Genomic DNA, 15,179 nt, shown 5'->3' on the forward strand with positions numbered 1-15,179 from the left:
AATGAACCCCTTTAATACAGCATTTCATTTTTTACGCTTTTCTAATTTCTTATTCATTTAATAGACTAGTTTGTTTTTCTAATGTCAGATTTTATTAATGTTATATTACAAGGCCGAATTATTTTATGCGTTTACTTTTCTGTTTTTCAGTAGTTCAGCCCTAATTGTTACAGCTATGTGACATCATATGTTCCGTTTTTTTATCCTGTAATGGGCTCTGCTTTTTTATTTTGTAAGAAATAAACTTCCTCTACAACCATTTCTACAGTAAAAATGGTCTCTTCTTCTTTATTGATATATGATCTTGATTGAATTCTTCCTGTAACACCGATCATATGTCCTTTCTCACAGTAAAGCTGTATTAATTTTGCCACGTTTCCCCATGCAACAATAGGAATAAAATCAGCTTGAGTACCATTCTCTTTTTTGCTCCTTTTAGCTACTGCTAAAGTATTGTTGATGACAACTCTATCTTCTCCTATCTTTTTAAGTTCTACTTCTCTTACTAAACGTCCAACCAAACCTATTTGATTCATTTTTTTTCCTCCTTTTTAGTGTATTCTTTTTTACTATCTGCATTTTTTATTGATTTACTTTATTGCTTATTCATCAAAAAATAAAAAAAAGTCTCCTTTACAGTAAACAGTTTTATTTCTTAAGCTGTTTAGTATAAAAGAGAACTTTTTTATTTATTAGATTAAAAACTATCTATTTCAAAGGGTTTCCACTAAATCGTTGTTTCATCATCTAAAATGGTCAGTTGAAAAGCATTTACAATAAACAACAAAATAAAACCTAACAGTAAGATCACTAATAAAGCAATAGATTTATATAATGAATTCGAAGTAAATAGACCGGTAATAAAAATAATATAATATAAAACATAGATTCTATTACTCCATTTATTGGACTTTATTTGAACTCGTTCACCATCTTTAACTTCTATGGTATTACTTTTAACTCCGGATTGCGTGACACATATTTGCACAACATTATTAGGAATAGACATTTCCAACTTCTGACCATTTGCTATTTTTGCAACTCTTTCACCATTTATTTTTATCGTCATTTTTAGTATGGTACCTATTAAACCAGTACGACGTACAACTGTAATGGACATATGTAGACTCCCCCTAAAAAAATAGCTGCTTCATCATAATTTTTGATAAAAAAACACCCTAAAAATAGAATTTAATTCAATTATTAGGGTGTTTAATATTTTATTTCGTACAAGGGATGGAACTAGTTGACTATTGTAGGTTTCGTAAAGTAACTGAAAATGTGTACCCATGTTTCTTTTTCAAAAACAGCAAATGGGTTACCATCGCCTAATACTCCATAACCAATCATCGCTCCAACAACAAAAGCAAGAGCAATCAAGATAATCACAAGTAGAATCTTTAATACAAATGTGACTATTTGAAGTACTATTTTTTCCTTAGTCATGGGTTTACCTCACTTTTTCTAAAATTTACGGTTCTTTTTAGTCATATTTTCCAATAAGATACCTGTTCCTAAAGCAACAGAATCTAATGGTTGTTCAGCAGCAAAGACAGGAACTTTCAATTGTTCAGCGAATAATTGATCAATACCATCCAATAAAGCACCACCACCAGTTAAAATGACCCCACGGTCGATGATATCTGCTGATAATTCAGGAGGAGTTTGTTCCAATACATCTTTAGCTTGTTGAACGATCATCATCATTGATTCAGCTGTTGCTTTTTGGACTTCATCAGATGTGATAGTAATGGTTCTAGGTAAACCAGTAATCATATCGCGGCCTCTAACCTCCATTGAATCGTCTCTTTTACCAGGGAAAACTGTTCCGATCTCTTTTTTGATTGTTTCAGCTGTACGTTCACCAATCAATAATTTATGTGTTTTTTTGACAAATTGTGTAATTTCATTATCTAGTTGATCTCCGGCAACTTTTAGAGAGCGGCTAGTTACAATTCCACCCATTGAAAGAACGGCAATATCACTTGTACCGCCACCAATATCAATAACCATATTTCCACTTGGTTGGAAGATATCCATTCCAGCACCAATTGCAGCTACTTTAGGTTCTTCTTCAAGAAAGACATTTTTTCCACCGCTTTTTTCAGCAGCTTCGATAATCGCTTTTTGTTCAATTGTTGTTATATTTGTAGGGCAGCAAATCAAAATATTTGGTTTTGATAAAAAGCCTTTAACATTTAATTTATTAATAAAGTGAGTCAGCATTGCTTCTGTTATATCAAAGTCAGCAATAACTCCTCCTTGTAATGGACGAATTGCACGAATGTTTCCGGGTGTACGTCCAACCATTAAGTAGGCTTCTTCTCCGACTGCTAAAACACGTTTTGTAGTGGTATCAATTGCAACGACTGAAGGCTCATTTAAAACTATGCCTTTTCCTTTTACATGAATCAATACATTGGCTGTACCTAAATCTATCCCTATATCTCTAGCCATTACTTGTTTCTCCTCTCAAGCTCTTGTTCGTTCATCATAGGCATACTTGTCTTATAAAATAAAGTAGCCATCTAATTTCCTATTATAGCATAAGTCGTTTCATTCTTAAACGCTGAATTAAAGACATTTAAATAAATTTAACGTTTCAAAGATTACTTCAATTGGTGTTCAGTTATATAAGAGTGAAAAAAAATAGTCGTATGATCTAGTTTGTTGATGTTTCAAGTGAATTTTTTTCTAGAATAAATAAATTGTATGTAAAAAAGCTATCGAAACGTCTAGACTTTGCAGTTTTTTGACTCGCAAGACTGAAAATAATAAAATAAAAAACTAAGTCTTATAAAGTACCACTTTTAAGTGTTTGCTTTATAAGACTTAGTTTTTTAATAATAGCATAATGTTAGAAACGATTTTTTAAGAAAATAATCCTTCAAACTCAGTTTCGGTCATTGTACTTTCTACTGCTTCATCAATTCTTTCTACATCTGCGCCTAAAGCTTGTAATTTTTTATGGAATTCATAGTATCCACGATCTAGGTATTCTAGATGTGTTACTCTTGTATATCCTTTTGAAACTAAACCAGCTATGATCAAAGCAGCTGCTGCTCTAAGATCTGTTGCTGCTACTTCAGCACCTTGTAATTCTGTTGGTCCGTAAATAACTAGTGTTTGCCCTTCAACTTTAAACTCCGCATTCATGCGACGCAATTCTTCCATGTGCATATAACGGTTTTCAAATACTGTTTCTTTCATTGTACTTGTTCCTTCAGCAAAAACTTGCGCAATCGTCATTTGTGCTTGCATGTCAGTTGGAAAACCGGGATGTGGCATTGTTTTTACATCTGTAGCTTTTAATTTATCAGGACCGATAACACGTAATCCGTTATCTTCGTCTTCAAATTGAACACCCATTTCTTTTAATTTCGAAATTAAAGGTTTGTTGTGTTCAGCAACAGCATCTTCAATAAAGACATTTCCTTTAGTAACTGCAGCGGCAATCATAAAGGTACCCGCTTCAATACGGTCTGGTATAATGCTATGTTCTGCACCTGTTAATTCAGTTACACCTTCGATACGAATACTTTCAGTGCCAGCACCAACGACCTTAGCTCCCATACGATTTAAGAAGTTTGCTAAATCAACGATTTCTGGTTCCCGAGCAACGTTTTCAATTGTAGTAGTTCCTTCAGCCAGTGTAGCAGCCATCATAATGTTTTGTGTAGCTCCAACACTTGGAAAATCTAAGTATATGTGAGCTCCTTTTAATCTATCCGCAAATGCTTCGATATATCCATTTTCGATATGTACCTCAGCACCCATTGCTTCAAATCCTTTTAAATGGAGATCTATTGGACGTGTCCCAATTGCACAACCACCTGGAAGAGCAACCTTTGCATGACCTAAACGAGCTAATAAAGGTCCCATAACTACGATAGATGCACGCATTTTGCTTACGTATTCAAACGGAGCTTCAAAATGTAATTCTTTTGTAGCGTCTATTTCAATTTCTTTTTTAGTTTGATCAAAGTTTACAGTTAAATTTAAATGGCTTAAGACTTGATTAATAGTAAATACATCAGATAATATTGGAACATTAGTTAATTTACTTTGTCCCTTACTTGCTAATATTGTAGCAGCTAAAATAGGCAATACGGCATTTTTTGCCCCTTCTACTTTAACTGTTCCGGTTAGGTGCTTTCCACCTCGAACGACAATCTTTTCCATGTAGTATCCCTCCAAAATTTTCATTGCCTTTATCACAACTGTGTGAGGTAAATAGTACAAGACAACATTTAATATTATAGCATGAAGTTATGTGAAGGTACAAACTTAACATTTGATTTGTTCTAAATTTATTTAATTCTTAATAAAATAAGAAGATAAGATTTTGTGAAGATAGAATAAATTCAATGAAAAACGTACTCACTGTATACCCAATAGCTATAGACACAAATAAATAAAGGACTCGAGCCTGCCCAATATTATTTTTTTTCATCGTATTTTCGATGCGTATTCCTTTTAATGCCCAAAAGGTAAGCAAAATAAAAAACAAATGAGATATAATAGCAATTAAAGATTGAACACCTAAAAAGTTCATTTACTGATCCATCTCCCTTTCTAATTCATTATAATACTAACATAAAAGAAGAAAAAAAAATATTTATAGTGTCTTTAAATTGTAATATAGTATAATTTTTAATTCTTAAACAAAAAAGTTGAAATAAATACAGCGCAGCTGCTTTATTTCAACTTTTTTTATTAGCGTTTATTGTGTTTAGATACAGTAATTCGATTGACAGCTTTTCTTAACGAAATCTCTGCACGTTTCGAATGACTATTATTTTCAATGGCTTCTGTTTTGTGCAATTCTTCTTCTGCACGTTGTTTAGCTTCAAAAGCCCTTTCCACATCAATATCTCTTGCACGTTCAGCACTATCTGCAATAATGGAACAAACATTGTCTCTAACTTCCATTACACCGCCATTTACAGCAATCCAGTCTTCAGTATCCACTGAAACCCGTTGAACACGAACAGCATGGATAGTAAGAGGTACAATGATTGGTATATGATTTGCTAAAATACCAATTTCTCCATCCACCGCTTTTGCAATTACACTTTTTGCACGGTGATTGTAGACGATTCCAGCAGGTGTAACAATGTTCACTTGCATTTCGCTCATCTCATTTACCTCCTAGTAACCCATAGACTCTGCTTTAGCCACAACTTCTTCGATTCTTCCTACATTACGGAAAGCATCTTCTGGTAAATGGTCGTAACGTCCATCAATGATTTCTTTAAATCCACGTACTGTTTCTTCAACCGGAACATATGAACCAGGCAAACCAGTAAAGGCTTCAGCCACATGGAAATTTTGAGATAAGAAAAATTGGATACGTCTAGCTCTAGATACAACGATTTTTTCATCTGAAGATAATTCATCCATCCCCAGAATCGCAATAATATCTTGCAATTCACGGTAACGTTGCAACAATTGTTGAACTTCTGTAGCTACTTTATAATGTTCTTCCCCAACAATTTCAGGTGATAGAGCACTAGAAGTTGATGCTAAAGGATCTACCGCTGGATAAATACCTTGTTCAGTTAATTTACGTTCCAAGTTGGTTGTTGCATCTAAATGGGCGAAAACAGTTGCTGGCGCTGGGTCAGTATAGTCATCCGCTGGTACATAGATCGCTTGGATAGAAGTAATTGATCCTTTACTTGTTGAGGTGATTCGTTCTTGTAATTGACCCATTTCAGTTGCCAAAGTTGGTTGGTACCCTACTGCTGATGGCATACGGCCAAGCAATGCAGATACTTCAGAACCAGCTTGTGTAAATCGGAAAATGTTATCAATAAACAATAGTACATCTTGCCCAACTTCATCACGGAAGTATTCAGCAATCGTTAATCCTGTTAATGCTACACGCATTCTAGCACCAGGCGGCTCATTCATTTGACCGAATACCATTGCTGTACGTTTGATAACTCCAGAATCTTGCATTTCGAAATACAAGTCATTCCCTTCACGAGTACGTTCACCAACACCGGTAAATACTGAGATCCCACCATGTTCTTCTGCAATGTTATGAATCAACTCTTGGATCAAAACGGTTTTACCTACTCCGGCACCACCGAACAATCCAATTTTCCCACCTTTTAAATAAGGTGCTAGTAAATCAATAACTTTAATTCCAGTTTCTAGAATAGCAGTATTGCTGCTTAATTCATCAAATACTGGAGCATTACGGTGAATAGGGTGACGTTGTGCATCCTCTGGAAACGGTTCTTTTTCATCGATTGTTTCTCCCAAGACATTAAACATACGCCCTAATGTTTCTTCTCCTACTGGTACTGAGATAGCTTTTTCAGTATCAACAACGCTCATTCCACGTTGCAAGCCATCAGTCGATTGCATTGCAATCGTTCTGATAACACCATTTCCTAGTAATAAAGCCGTTTCTAAGACAACTGTTTCATTCTTACTCTTGTTTTTTTCAACAATGAGAGCATTATTAATTTCAGGCATAGTATCGTTTACTGGAAATTCTACATCCACAACAGGTCCTATAACTTGAACAATATGACCAATACTCATTCGATTTTCCTCCCATTAACTTACTTAGACGCTGAAGCACCACTTATGATTTCCGTAATTTCTTCCGTTATAGCGGCTTGACGTGCACGATTATAACGAATCGTTAAATCATCAATAATGTTTTTTGCGTTATCTGTTGCGCCTTTCATAGCTGTCATACGGGCTGCATGTTCAGCAGCTTTAGCATCTAGAATAGCTCCGTATATTAGACTTTCAGCATATTGAGGCAATATGATATCTAAAATTTCTTCTTTAGAAGGTTCATAGATATAATCTTTTTCATAATCTTTTGTTTCTGTTACATCTAAGTCTGATAGAGGCAGCATTTTTTCAGCTCTGTATGTGAACATGATCGTGTTCACATGATGATTGTAGCAAACGTACAACTCATCAAAGACTTCATTTTTATACATTTCAGTTGCTGTTCTCGCAATTGAACGTACTTCTTCAAATGTAGGCTGATCACTAATATCATTCAGCTCATATGCTACATTCATTCCTCTGGCTTTAAAAAAATCAGCAGCTGTTGCTCCCACAGCCATAAATACATACTCATCTGGAGATGAGTGGTCTTTAGTGATCATATCAACTGTAGATTTGATTACTGAGCTGTTGTACCCGCCAGCTAATCCTTTATCTGAGCTGATAACGATGTAGCCCGTTTTCTTAATGGGACGTTCTACTAACATATCGTGAAAGTCGATATTTGATGGAGAATTGGTTCCAATCATTTCATTTTCTATTAAAGCAAGTTGATTATGCGCTAGGTGAGTGACGATCTCTCGTACTTTTTCAGAATAAACTTGAAAGCCAGCAGCTGTATCTTCCGCTTTAGACAATTTAGCACCGGATACCATTTGCATGGCATTCGTGATTTGACTGGTCTTTTTTGTGGAACTTATTTTTTTTGTAATTTCATTTAAAGAGGCTGTCATTATTCTTCACCGCCTTTAATTGGTTTGTTCGCTGTTTGCATCAGCTGAAGAGTCAATATAATTAGTGAAAAAATTAGTAATGAATTCATTGATGACAGCATCCAATTTTTCAGTTCTTGGCAAATCCTTTGTTTCTACTATTTCTTCTAAAATTTCATTATGCTGATTATCTAAGAAATCATAGAATTGAGCTTCAAAACGGCCTAATTCACTTACTGGAACTGTATCTATGAAACCATGTGTTAAAGCATATAAAATCATGACTTGTTTTTCAACAGCAATTGTTTCATGCAAGCCTTGTTTTAGAATTTCAACTGTACGGTGTCCACGGTTTAATTTAGCTTGAGTTGCAGCATCTAGATCTGAACCGAATTGTGTAAATGCTTCTAATTCACGGAAACTTGCTAAATCTAAACGCAAAGTTCCTGAAACTTTTTTCATTGCTTTGATTTGAGCAGATCCCCCAACACGGGAAACAGATAATCCAGCTGCAATTGCAGGTCGGATACCAGAGTAGAACAAATCGCTTTCTAAGAAGATTTGTCCATCTGTAATAGAAATAACGTTTGTAGGGATATACGCAGAGATATCTCCTGCTTGAGTTTCAACAAATGGAATAGCAGTCATTGAACCGCCACCTAATTTATCACTCAATTTAGCAGCACGTTCTAATAAGCGAGAATGCAAATAGAATACGTCTCCTGGATAAGCTTCACGGCCTGGCGGACGACGCAATAAGAGCGACAGTTCACGGTAAGCTGCTGCTTGTTTCGTTAAGTCATCAAAGATAATCAAAACGTGTTTTCCATTGTACATGAATTCTTCTCCCAGAGCTGATCCAGCATAAGGAGCAATGTATAGCAATGGAGCAGGTTGAGATGCACTTGCTGTCATAACGATCGTATAATCCATAGCGCCATGTCTTCTTAATGTTTCTACTTGATTACGGACAGTTGATTCTTTTTGACCAATTGCTACATAAATACAAATCGTATCTTGGCCTTTTTGATTTAAAATCGTGTCGATTGCTAAGCTGGTTTTCCCTGTTTTACGGTCACCAATAACTAATTCACGTTGTCCACGACCAATTGGTACCAATGCATCGATTGCTTTGATCCCTGTTTGTAAAGGTTCATTAACCGAATGACGATCCATAACTCCTGGAGCTTCTGCTTCAATTGGTCGAGTTTTAGTCGTAATAATCTCTCCCAAACCATCAATAGGTTGTCCAAGAGGATTTACTACACGTCCAATCATTGCTTCTCCAACTGGAACTTGCATAATTCGACCAGTACGTTTAACGATATCGCCTTCACGTATACCAGTAAATTCTCCTAGGATGATGATCCCTACATCATTTACTTCTAAATTTTGTGCCATACCAAAAGTACCATCAGCAAATTCCAATAGTTCTCCTGACATTGCGTTTTCTAATCCATAAGCACGAGCGATTCCATCACCTACGTAACTAACTGTACCTACTTCATCTATTACTAATTCACTTTGATAACTTGCAATTTGCTTTTTAATTAGTGAACTAATTTCTTCTGCTTTTACGCCCATAAATAACTCACCTCATAACTTCCTTTATCGAATCAGTTGCTTTTCTAATGCCTCGAAATTAGATCGAATGCTCCCGTCATACACTTGGCTTTCAGCTTCTATAACTACTCCGCCTAGAACATGCTTATCAACGATCGTATGCAACAATACTTTTTTTGCATCTAATTTTAATTTCATAACGTCTATTAAACGTGCCTCTTGATCATCGGTTAGTTGAACTGCCGTAATGACTTTAGCAACTACCGTCCTATTTTTATAATCATAGATTTTTTCAAATTCATTTACAATATCTCGAATATCACTAATCAAATTATAGTCATACAGCATATGGAAAAAGCTTTGAGTATTAATTGAAAACTGTTTGATCAAATCTGAAAGAAGATGATCCCGTTTGTATTTTTCTAACCTCGGGTCTACTAAAATGCTTCCTAAATTAGGAACTTCTTCTAAAACTTGGCGAACATCCATCATATTATCAAATGCAACGTCAACGGTTCCTTTTTCTTTAGAATCTTGATAAAAGACATCTGCAATTTGGCGATTATTCATATTTCTATTTAATTTCATTACTATTCGCCAACCTTTCAATGTACTCTTCTATTAATTCAGCATGCCCTTCTTTAGATAATTCTTTTCCAATTAATTTCTCAGCAATATCCATAGATAGACGGCTGATATCATTTTGTGCACCAGCTAATGCTTGTTTTCTTTCTAATTCTATTGTTTTCTTAGCTTCTTCTTTCAAACGAGCTATTTCTACTTTAGCAGCTGCTAATTGTTCTCGTTCCACTTTATCAGCTGTATCTCTAGCTTGTTCAATAATTGCACTTGCTTTAGTTCTTGTATCTTCTAATTGTTGTTGTTGTTCTTTAAGTAATCGGTCTGCTTCTAATTTAGCTAACTCAGAATCGTCAATATTCCCTGCTATCAATTGTTCACGTTTTTCCATCATTGCCATTAAAGGTTTCCAAGCAACCATCTTTAATGCCACCATTAATAGTAAAAACGAGACCAACGTAACGATTGAATCACCAGCTGTTATTTGACCTACAACTAATAGACTAACCATTTTTCACACTCCTTCATCCATACTTCACTGACCCTCTAAAAGAACAGGTAGAGAGGTTTTTAGCTATCTCTACCTGTTAATTTTTAAAGTTTCATTTTAATTGGTGTTTTTTATTGGAAAACTAAGATAAAGGCGATAACAACAGCCATGATAGGAATTGCTTCTACTAAACCAACCCCAATATACATTAATGTTTGTAATTGACCTTTCATTTCTGGTTGACGTGCGATTGATTCGATTGTTTTTGCTACAACTTTACTTGATCCAAGTGCTGCTCCAATAGCTGCTCCTGCTACTGCGATTGCTGCTCCTATTAAACCCATAATTTATTTTCCTCCTATTAAATATAATGCTGTATTTTTTTATTATTCCATTTAGGTACCTATATTAATTTAACGAACTTATGATGCTTCTTTAATGTGATCTGTGCTTTCTTCATGTTCAACTTTATGAGAAAGATATACCATCGTCAGTGTTGTAAAAACAAAAGCTTGGATACTTCCGATAAATATGGAGAAGGCTTGCCATGCCATTTCTAAAGGAATACCAATTACCCAAGTAAAGACTCCTTTACTTTGAGCTAAAGAGGCAATCAATCCTAATAAGATCTCCCCGGCATAAATATTTCCATAAAGACGAAGAGCTAAAGTTAACGTGTTTGTAAACTCTTCAAAAATCTTAATTGGAAATAAGAATGGAACTGGTCTAACAAAGCTATTCATAAAGTAATTCTTGACCCCTTGTTCTTGTACACCAAAATAATGTGTCATAACAATAACCATTGCTGCTAACGTCAACGTAATAACTGGATCAGCAGTTGGACTTTTCCACATTTGATAATGGTCAACAGTAAGAATTAACGGCAGCCCCATCATATTTGACACAAATACAAAGGTTAAAATTGTAAAACCTAATAACTTAAACCTCTCACCTTGTTGTTTAGACATTGCACTTGTCGCAATGTTTCCAACAAAATCAACTACCCACTCTATAAAGTTCTGCTTACCTGTTGGCTTAATTTGTAAATTTCTCGTACAAATAAACGCAATCAAGAATACAATCACGCACGCTGATACTGTTACAATCATATTGGTGACATTAAAATCTAACCCCAAAAATGTAACAATCGGATTTTCGTGATCCACAACGTTCACCTCTTTCCATATTAAAATCTATAATAGCAAACAGGAAAATTTGAAAAACACGTCTTGCGAAAAAATGTGATCTTCACTAATTTCACATGCCTATTTTAGCATAGAACAGTTTTCTTTCCTATTTAAATGGATTAGGCCTAAACTCACTTCCATTTATCTAGCGATGTAAAAAATACTGACTATATCCAAAAATAATTTCTCTTTTTTTCACTGGCATTCGTTATCATACCACCATTCGATTTAAAATACAAAAGAAAATGAAAAACAATTCTATTTTTCAACAATCCGTTGAATCTATGCGGTTTCCAAAGGGTTTTCAAAAAATACCATTACCTATTCTGCATCTTATGATTAAAAAGTTCAATACCGAATTTTATCTTTACGTTATTCTCATTTTTTTATAATGACAATTTTAAGGTGCTCATTTATGTCTTTAATTTTTAAATTGGTTAATCTTTTACTTTATTTTCCATTTAATCCTCATTTTATCTCTTTTTTTTGATTTCATTCCTCTATCTTTCACTGTTCTTTTTAAGAGCGCAAAATACAGCCGCCTCATTTTTGTCTTTTTTCAGTCTTCTAAAGGAATTTTTTTATGCTTTTTCTTTTCAAAAATGAGATGAGTTTTATCCTTATTATTTATTTTTCACTAGAATTACTAAAAAAATCTTTGCTGTACAAAAAAAGAACGTAAACAGAGAAGACACTTAGTCTTTTGTTTACGTTCTTTTTAGCTGCATTATTTAATAAAAACAGCAGAAAAAATGGATCTTCGTACTTTATTGATTAAAGAGTTCCAAATAATCGATCTCCAGCGTCACCTAGTCCTGGTATAATGTATCCATTTTCGTCTAAGCGTTCATCTAATGCTGCTGTATAAATTTCTACATCAGGGTGTGCTTGTTCTAAAGCTTCCACACCTTCTGGAGCTGCAACTAGACAGACAAATTTGATGGTTGAAGCACCACGTTTTTTCAATGAATCAATAGCAGCAATAGCTGATCCGCCTGTAGCAAGCATTGGGTCAACCACTAGTAATTGACGTTCATTGATATCCGATGGTAATTTCACAAAATACTCTACCGGTTCTAAAGTTTCATGATCACGGTACATTCCTACGTGTCCAACTTTTGCTGCAGGAATTAAATCTAACATTCCATCGACCATACCTAATCCAGCTCTTAGAATTGGGATAATCGCAACCTTTTTACCAGCTAATTCTTTTTGAATAGATTTTACTAAAGGCGTTTCAATTTCCACATCTTGTAAAGGCATATCTCTTGAGACCTCAAATGCCATTAAACGTGCAATTTCGTTAACTGCTTCTCTAAAATCTTTCGTACCAGTATTCTTATCGCGAAGAATGGTTAATTTATGTTGGATTAATGGATGATCCATAACTTGAACTTTCGACATTTTATTCAGCCCTCATTTACTATTATTTTTCAAACATTTCTATTGTAAAGGATATTAGCCGATTGTGCTACCATTTTAGTGTTTTTTCTTTATTTTTAGCGCACTTTATTTGCTGAATGAGTTGCTTTGTAACTTTAGTTGGTTTGGTGTAGAGGGTGATCAGCTGTTAACTGATAAACTTGCGTTTGAATATCTCTCATCTTGTCTTCTTCTCCATTGGCCGTTAATGTTTCAATGATCAATTCTGCAACCTTTTTAGAATCAGCTTCATCAAAGCCTCGAGTTGTGATAGCAGGTGTTCCAATTCGAATACCACTCGTTTTAAACGGGCTTAACGTTTCAAATGGAATCGTATTTTTATTTACCGTGATTCCTACTTTATCTAATAGAACTTCTGCTTCTTTTCCATTCAAGCCAAAATTTGTCACATCAAACAACAATAAATGATTATCTGTTCCGCCACTGATTAAATGACCTTTTGACGAACCCAACACTTGTTCCATTGCTTTAGCATTTTTAATGATTTGAGCAGCATACTCTTTAAACTCTGGAGCAGCAGCTTCTTTAAATGCAACAGCTTTGGCTGCAATAACATGTTCTAATGGGCCACCTTGAATACCCGGGAAAATAGCACTGTTTAAAGCTTTACGATATTCTTCTTTAGCCAAAATCATCCCACCTCGTGGGCCTCTTAGTGTTTTATGCGTTGTCGTTGTCACAACATCTGCAAAAGGGACTGGGTTTTGGTGTAGTCCAGCAGCAACTAATCCTGCGATATGAGCCATGTCGACCATTAAATAAGCTCCTATTTCATCTGCAATAGCTCTAAAACGTGCAAAATCGATTTTACGAGAATAAGCACTCGCTCCAGCTACGATTAATTTTGGTTTATGTTCAACTGCCAAGTTACGCACAACTTCGTAATCGATTTCTTCCGATTGTTTATCTACACCATATGAAACAAAATGATACGTTTTCCCACTAAAGTTTACCGGAGAACCATGAGTCAAGTGACCACCGTGCGTTAAATCCATACCTAATACTTTATCTCCCGGGGTCAATAAAGCATTGAAAGCTGCCATATTTGCACTAGAACCTGAATGTGGTTGAACATTTACATACTCTGCTCCAAATAGTTCTTGCGCACGTAGAATGGCCAAGTTTTCTATCACATCAATAAATTCACATCCACCATAGTATCGTTTACCAGGGTAACCTTCTGCATATTTGTTTGTTAAAATGCTTCCTTGAGCTGCAAGTACCGCTTCAGATACGAAGTTTTCTGAGGCAATCAATTCAATATTTCTCTCTTGGCGAGTGCTTTCTTTTTCAATTGCATCAAATAACTCTTTATCAAAATTTTTGTTGTTCATAATGGCCACATCCCTCAATAGTTTTTATAAATATTTACGGATTACTTAAAGTTTATTCAAAAAAATGATTACCGGCTGCTTTTTTAAGTCGATTCATATAAGCCTCACCTAAGCCTATTTGTTCATACGCTTCAGCTAAAATCAATGTAGCATCTGTAGATTCAAAATACCTTAATCCTGAGTACAACCCTTTTGAAGCTTCTTGGATACTATTTTTTTCACCCAATGAATAGACAGCACTTACTTCATCTTTAAGCTCAGCTAAAATGGCCTCGTTCGCTAAAAGACCAATTTTTTCTCCTTGTTCTTTATAGGTCTTAATAGCTTTTTCCCATAAATTACGTTCTCCATCAACAATGACCACAGGCTCATTAGGACTATAGTGTTTGTATTTCATGCCTGGAGCCTTGGGTACTTCATCACTTGAAACCAAATGTCTATCTATAAAAACTGGTCCAATGACGCTCTCTAGATCTTCCTTAGTCATTGCTCCCGGTCTCAATATCATTGGCCTATCCGCATCTGTCATATCCAAAACAGTCGACTCTAATCCCACTCCTGTTTCCCCATCATCCAACACTCCTGCTATTTTTCCTTTTAAATCATGAAAAACATGTTTTGCTGTTGTCGGACTTGGTTTTCCAGAAGTATTCGCACTCGGTCCAACGAGCGGCTTTCCAGTTTCACGAATCAATTGTAACGTTAATTCATTATTAGGCATGCGCATTGCCACACTCTCTAATCCAGCCGTAACGGTGGGGCCAAAAGCATCTTCTTTAACTTTAAAAATTATTGTTAATGGTCCTGGCCAAAAAGCGTTCATTAATTTCATAGCCTTTTCTGGCATTTCTTTTATATATTGTTCAACTTCATCTATTGCTGCAACATGTACGATCAAAGGATTGTCACTTGGTCTCCCTTTTGCTGAGTAGACTTTTTTCACTGCTGCTTCATTCGTTGCATCTGCCCCTAATCCATAAACGGTTTCTGTAGGAAAAGAAATCAGTTCACCTTGTTTTAGTTTAAGAGCTGCTTTAAGCACTTCTGAGGGTTGATAGATAATAGTCTCCACAGTCATTCCTCCGTTCATTTCAAAAAAATCATTTGATGG

The 15,179-nt window shown here is 35.2% G+C and carries 17 protein-coding genes; all 17 read right to left on the bottom strand.

Annotation, left to right across the window (positions count from 1 at the left end):
- Positions 1-200: 200 nt before the first annotated feature.
- The gene (locus tag BR65_RS05405; protein WP_034537180.1) at positions 201-536 is read right to left on the bottom strand and encodes a single-stranded DNA-binding protein; all 336 of its coding nucleotides are present in this window, start codon (positions 534-536) and stop codon (positions 201-203) included.
- Positions 537-727: 191 nt separating this feature from the next.
- Positions 728-1,120 carry a hypothetical protein gene (locus BR65_RS05410; RefSeq protein WP_023178614.1) on the bottom strand — a complete coding sequence of 131 codons (393 nt, stop codon included), beginning with the start codon at positions 1,118-1,120 and terminating at the stop codon, positions 728-730.
- Between the two features lie 122 nt (positions 1,121-1,242).
- On the bottom strand, positions 1,243-1,446 hold the full coding sequence (locus BR65_RS05415) for a DNA-directed RNA polymerase subunit beta (RefSeq protein ID WP_023178616.1): 204 nt from the start codon (positions 1,444-1,446) through the stop codon (positions 1,243-1,245).
- Positions 1,447-1,464: 18 nt separating this feature from the next.
- Positions 1,465-2,457, bottom strand: a complete 993-nt coding sequence (mreB, locus tag BR65_RS05420) for a rod shape-determining protein MreB (protein WP_023178617.1) — start codon at positions 2,455-2,457, stop codon at positions 1,465-1,467.
- Positions 2,458-2,871: 414 nt separating this feature from the next.
- Positions 2,872-4,182: a UDP-N-acetylglucosamine 1-carboxyvinyltransferase gene (gene murA, locus BR65_RS05425; RefSeq protein ID WP_023178619.1), complete on the bottom strand. Its 1,311-nt coding sequence runs from the start codon at positions 4,180-4,182 to the stop codon at positions 2,872-2,874.
- Positions 4,183-4,321: 139 nt separating this feature from the next.
- Positions 4,322-4,555 carry a DUF1146 family protein gene (locus BR65_RS05430; RefSeq protein WP_023178621.1) on the bottom strand — a complete coding sequence of 78 codons (234 nt, stop codon included), beginning with the start codon at positions 4,553-4,555 and terminating at the stop codon, positions 4,322-4,324.
- 161 nt (positions 4,556-4,716) lie between these two features.
- Positions 4,717-5,139: a F0F1 ATP synthase subunit epsilon gene (locus BR65_RS05435; protein ID WP_023178622.1), complete on the bottom strand. Its 423-nt coding sequence runs from the start codon at positions 5,137-5,139 to the stop codon at positions 4,717-4,719.
- Positions 5,140-5,151: 12 nt separating this feature from the next.
- On the bottom strand, positions 5,152-6,558 hold the full coding sequence (gene atpD, locus BR65_RS05440) for a F0F1 ATP synthase subunit beta (protein ID WP_023178624.1): 1,407 nt from the start codon (positions 6,556-6,558) through the stop codon (positions 5,152-5,154).
- 20 nt (positions 6,559-6,578) lie between these two features.
- The gene (locus BR65_RS05445) at positions 6,579-7,493 is read right to left on the bottom strand and encodes a F0F1 ATP synthase subunit gamma (protein WP_034537181.1); all 915 of its coding nucleotides are present in this window, start codon (positions 7,491-7,493) and stop codon (positions 6,579-6,581) included.
- A gap of 15 nt (positions 7,494-7,508) precedes the next feature.
- Positions 7,509-9,056, bottom strand: coding sequence for a F0F1 ATP synthase subunit alpha (gene atpA / locus BR65_RS05450; RefSeq protein ID WP_023178627.1), 1,548 nt, complete (start codon positions 9,054-9,056; stop codon positions 7,509-7,511).
- 24 nt (positions 9,057-9,080) lie between these two features.
- Positions 9,081-9,623: an ATP synthase F1 subunit delta gene (gene atpH, locus BR65_RS05455; RefSeq protein ID WP_023178629.1), complete on the bottom strand. Its 543-nt coding sequence runs from the start codon at positions 9,621-9,623 to the stop codon at positions 9,081-9,083.
- Complete coding sequence (gene atpF / locus BR65_RS05460) at positions 9,610-10,125, bottom strand: F0F1 ATP synthase subunit B (protein ID WP_034537182.1); 516 nt, start codon at positions 10,123-10,125, stop codon at positions 9,610-9,612. Before atpF ends, atpH begins: the two co-directional genes overlap by 14 nt.
- A gap of 110 nt (positions 10,126-10,235) precedes the next feature.
- Positions 10,236-10,448 carry a F0F1 ATP synthase subunit C gene (gene atpE / locus BR65_RS05465; RefSeq protein ID WP_007720713.1) on the bottom strand — a complete coding sequence of 71 codons (213 nt, stop codon included), beginning with the start codon at positions 10,446-10,448 and terminating at the stop codon, positions 10,236-10,238.
- A gap of 78 nt (positions 10,449-10,526) precedes the next feature.
- On the bottom strand, positions 10,527-11,270 hold the full coding sequence (gene atpB / locus BR65_RS05470) for a F0F1 ATP synthase subunit A (RefSeq protein WP_034537183.1): 744 nt from the start codon (positions 11,268-11,270) through the stop codon (positions 10,527-10,529).
- A gap of 795 nt (positions 11,271-12,065) precedes the next feature.
- Positions 12,066-12,695 carry a uracil phosphoribosyltransferase gene (gene upp, locus BR65_RS05475; protein WP_023178635.1) on the bottom strand — a complete coding sequence of 210 codons (630 nt, stop codon included), beginning with the start codon at positions 12,693-12,695 and terminating at the stop codon, positions 12,066-12,068.
- Positions 12,696-12,829: 134 nt separating this feature from the next.
- Entirely contained in the window at positions 12,830-14,071 is a 1,242-nt protein-coding gene (glyA, locus tag BR65_RS05480) for a serine hydroxymethyltransferase (RefSeq protein WP_280512916.1), read from the bottom strand.
- Positions 14,072-14,120: 49 nt separating this feature from the next.
- The gene (locus BR65_RS05485) at positions 14,121-15,140 is read right to left on the bottom strand and encodes an L-threonylcarbamoyladenylate synthase (RefSeq protein ID WP_023178638.1); all 1,020 of its coding nucleotides are present in this window, start codon (positions 15,138-15,140) and stop codon (positions 14,121-14,123) included.
- Between the last annotated feature and the right edge of the window lie 39 nt (positions 15,141-15,179).

The organism is Carnobacterium inhibens subsp. inhibens DSM 13024 (assembly GCF_000746825.1).
Lineage (GTDB): Bacteria > Bacillota > Bacilli > Lactobacillales > Carnobacteriaceae > Carnobacterium_B > Carnobacterium_B inhibens.

Coding starts and splice junctions, on each gene's coding strand:
- BR65_RS05410 (WP_023178614.1), bottom strand. CDS start 1,120: ATGTCCATTACAGTTGTACGTCGTACTGGTTTAATAGGTACCATACTA.
- atpH (WP_023178629.1), bottom strand. CDS start 9,623: ATGAAATTAAATAGAAATATGAATAATCGCCAAATTGCAGATGTCTTT.
- BR65_RS05430 (WP_023178621.1), bottom strand. CDS start 4,555: ATGAACTTTTTAGGTGTTCAATCTTTAATTGCTATTATATCTCATTTG.
- atpE (WP_007720713.1), bottom strand. CDS start 10,448: ATGGGTTTAATAGGAGCAGCAATCGCAGTAGCAGGAGCAGCTATTGGA.
- BR65_RS05415 (WP_023178616.1), bottom strand. CDS start 1,446: ATGACTAAGGAAAAAATAGTACTTCAAATAGTCACATTTGTATTAAAG.
- BR65_RS05435 (WP_023178622.1), bottom strand. CDS start 5,139: ATGAGCGAAATGCAAGTGAACATTGTTACACCTGCTGGAATCGTCTAC.
- BR65_RS05445 (WP_034537181.1), bottom strand. CDS start 7,493: ATGACAGCCTCTTTAAATGAAATTACAAAAAAAATAAGTTCCACAAAA.
- mreB (WP_023178617.1), bottom strand. CDS start 2,457: ATGGCTAGAGATATAGGGATAGATTTAGGTACAGCCAATGTATTGATT.
- atpA (WP_023178627.1), bottom strand. CDS start 9,056: ATGGGCGTAAAAGCAGAAGAAATTAGTTCACTAATTAAAAAGCAAATT.
- upp (WP_023178635.1), bottom strand. CDS start 12,695: ATGTCGAAAGTTCAAGTTATGGATCATCCATTAATCCAACATAAATTA.
- atpF (WP_034537182.1), bottom strand. CDS start 10,125: ATGGTTAGTCTATTAGTTGTAGGTCAAATAACAGCTGGTGATTCAATC.
- murA (WP_023178619.1), bottom strand. CDS start 4,182: ATGGAAAAGATTGTCGTTCGAGGTGGAAAGCACCTAACCGGAACAGTT.
- atpD (WP_023178624.1), bottom strand. CDS start 6,558: ATGAGTATTGGTCATATTGTTCAAGTTATAGGACCTGTTGTGGATGTA.
- BR65_RS05405 (WP_034537180.1), bottom strand. CDS start 536: ATGAATCAAATAGGTTTGGTTGGACGTTTAGTAAGAGAAGTAGAACTT.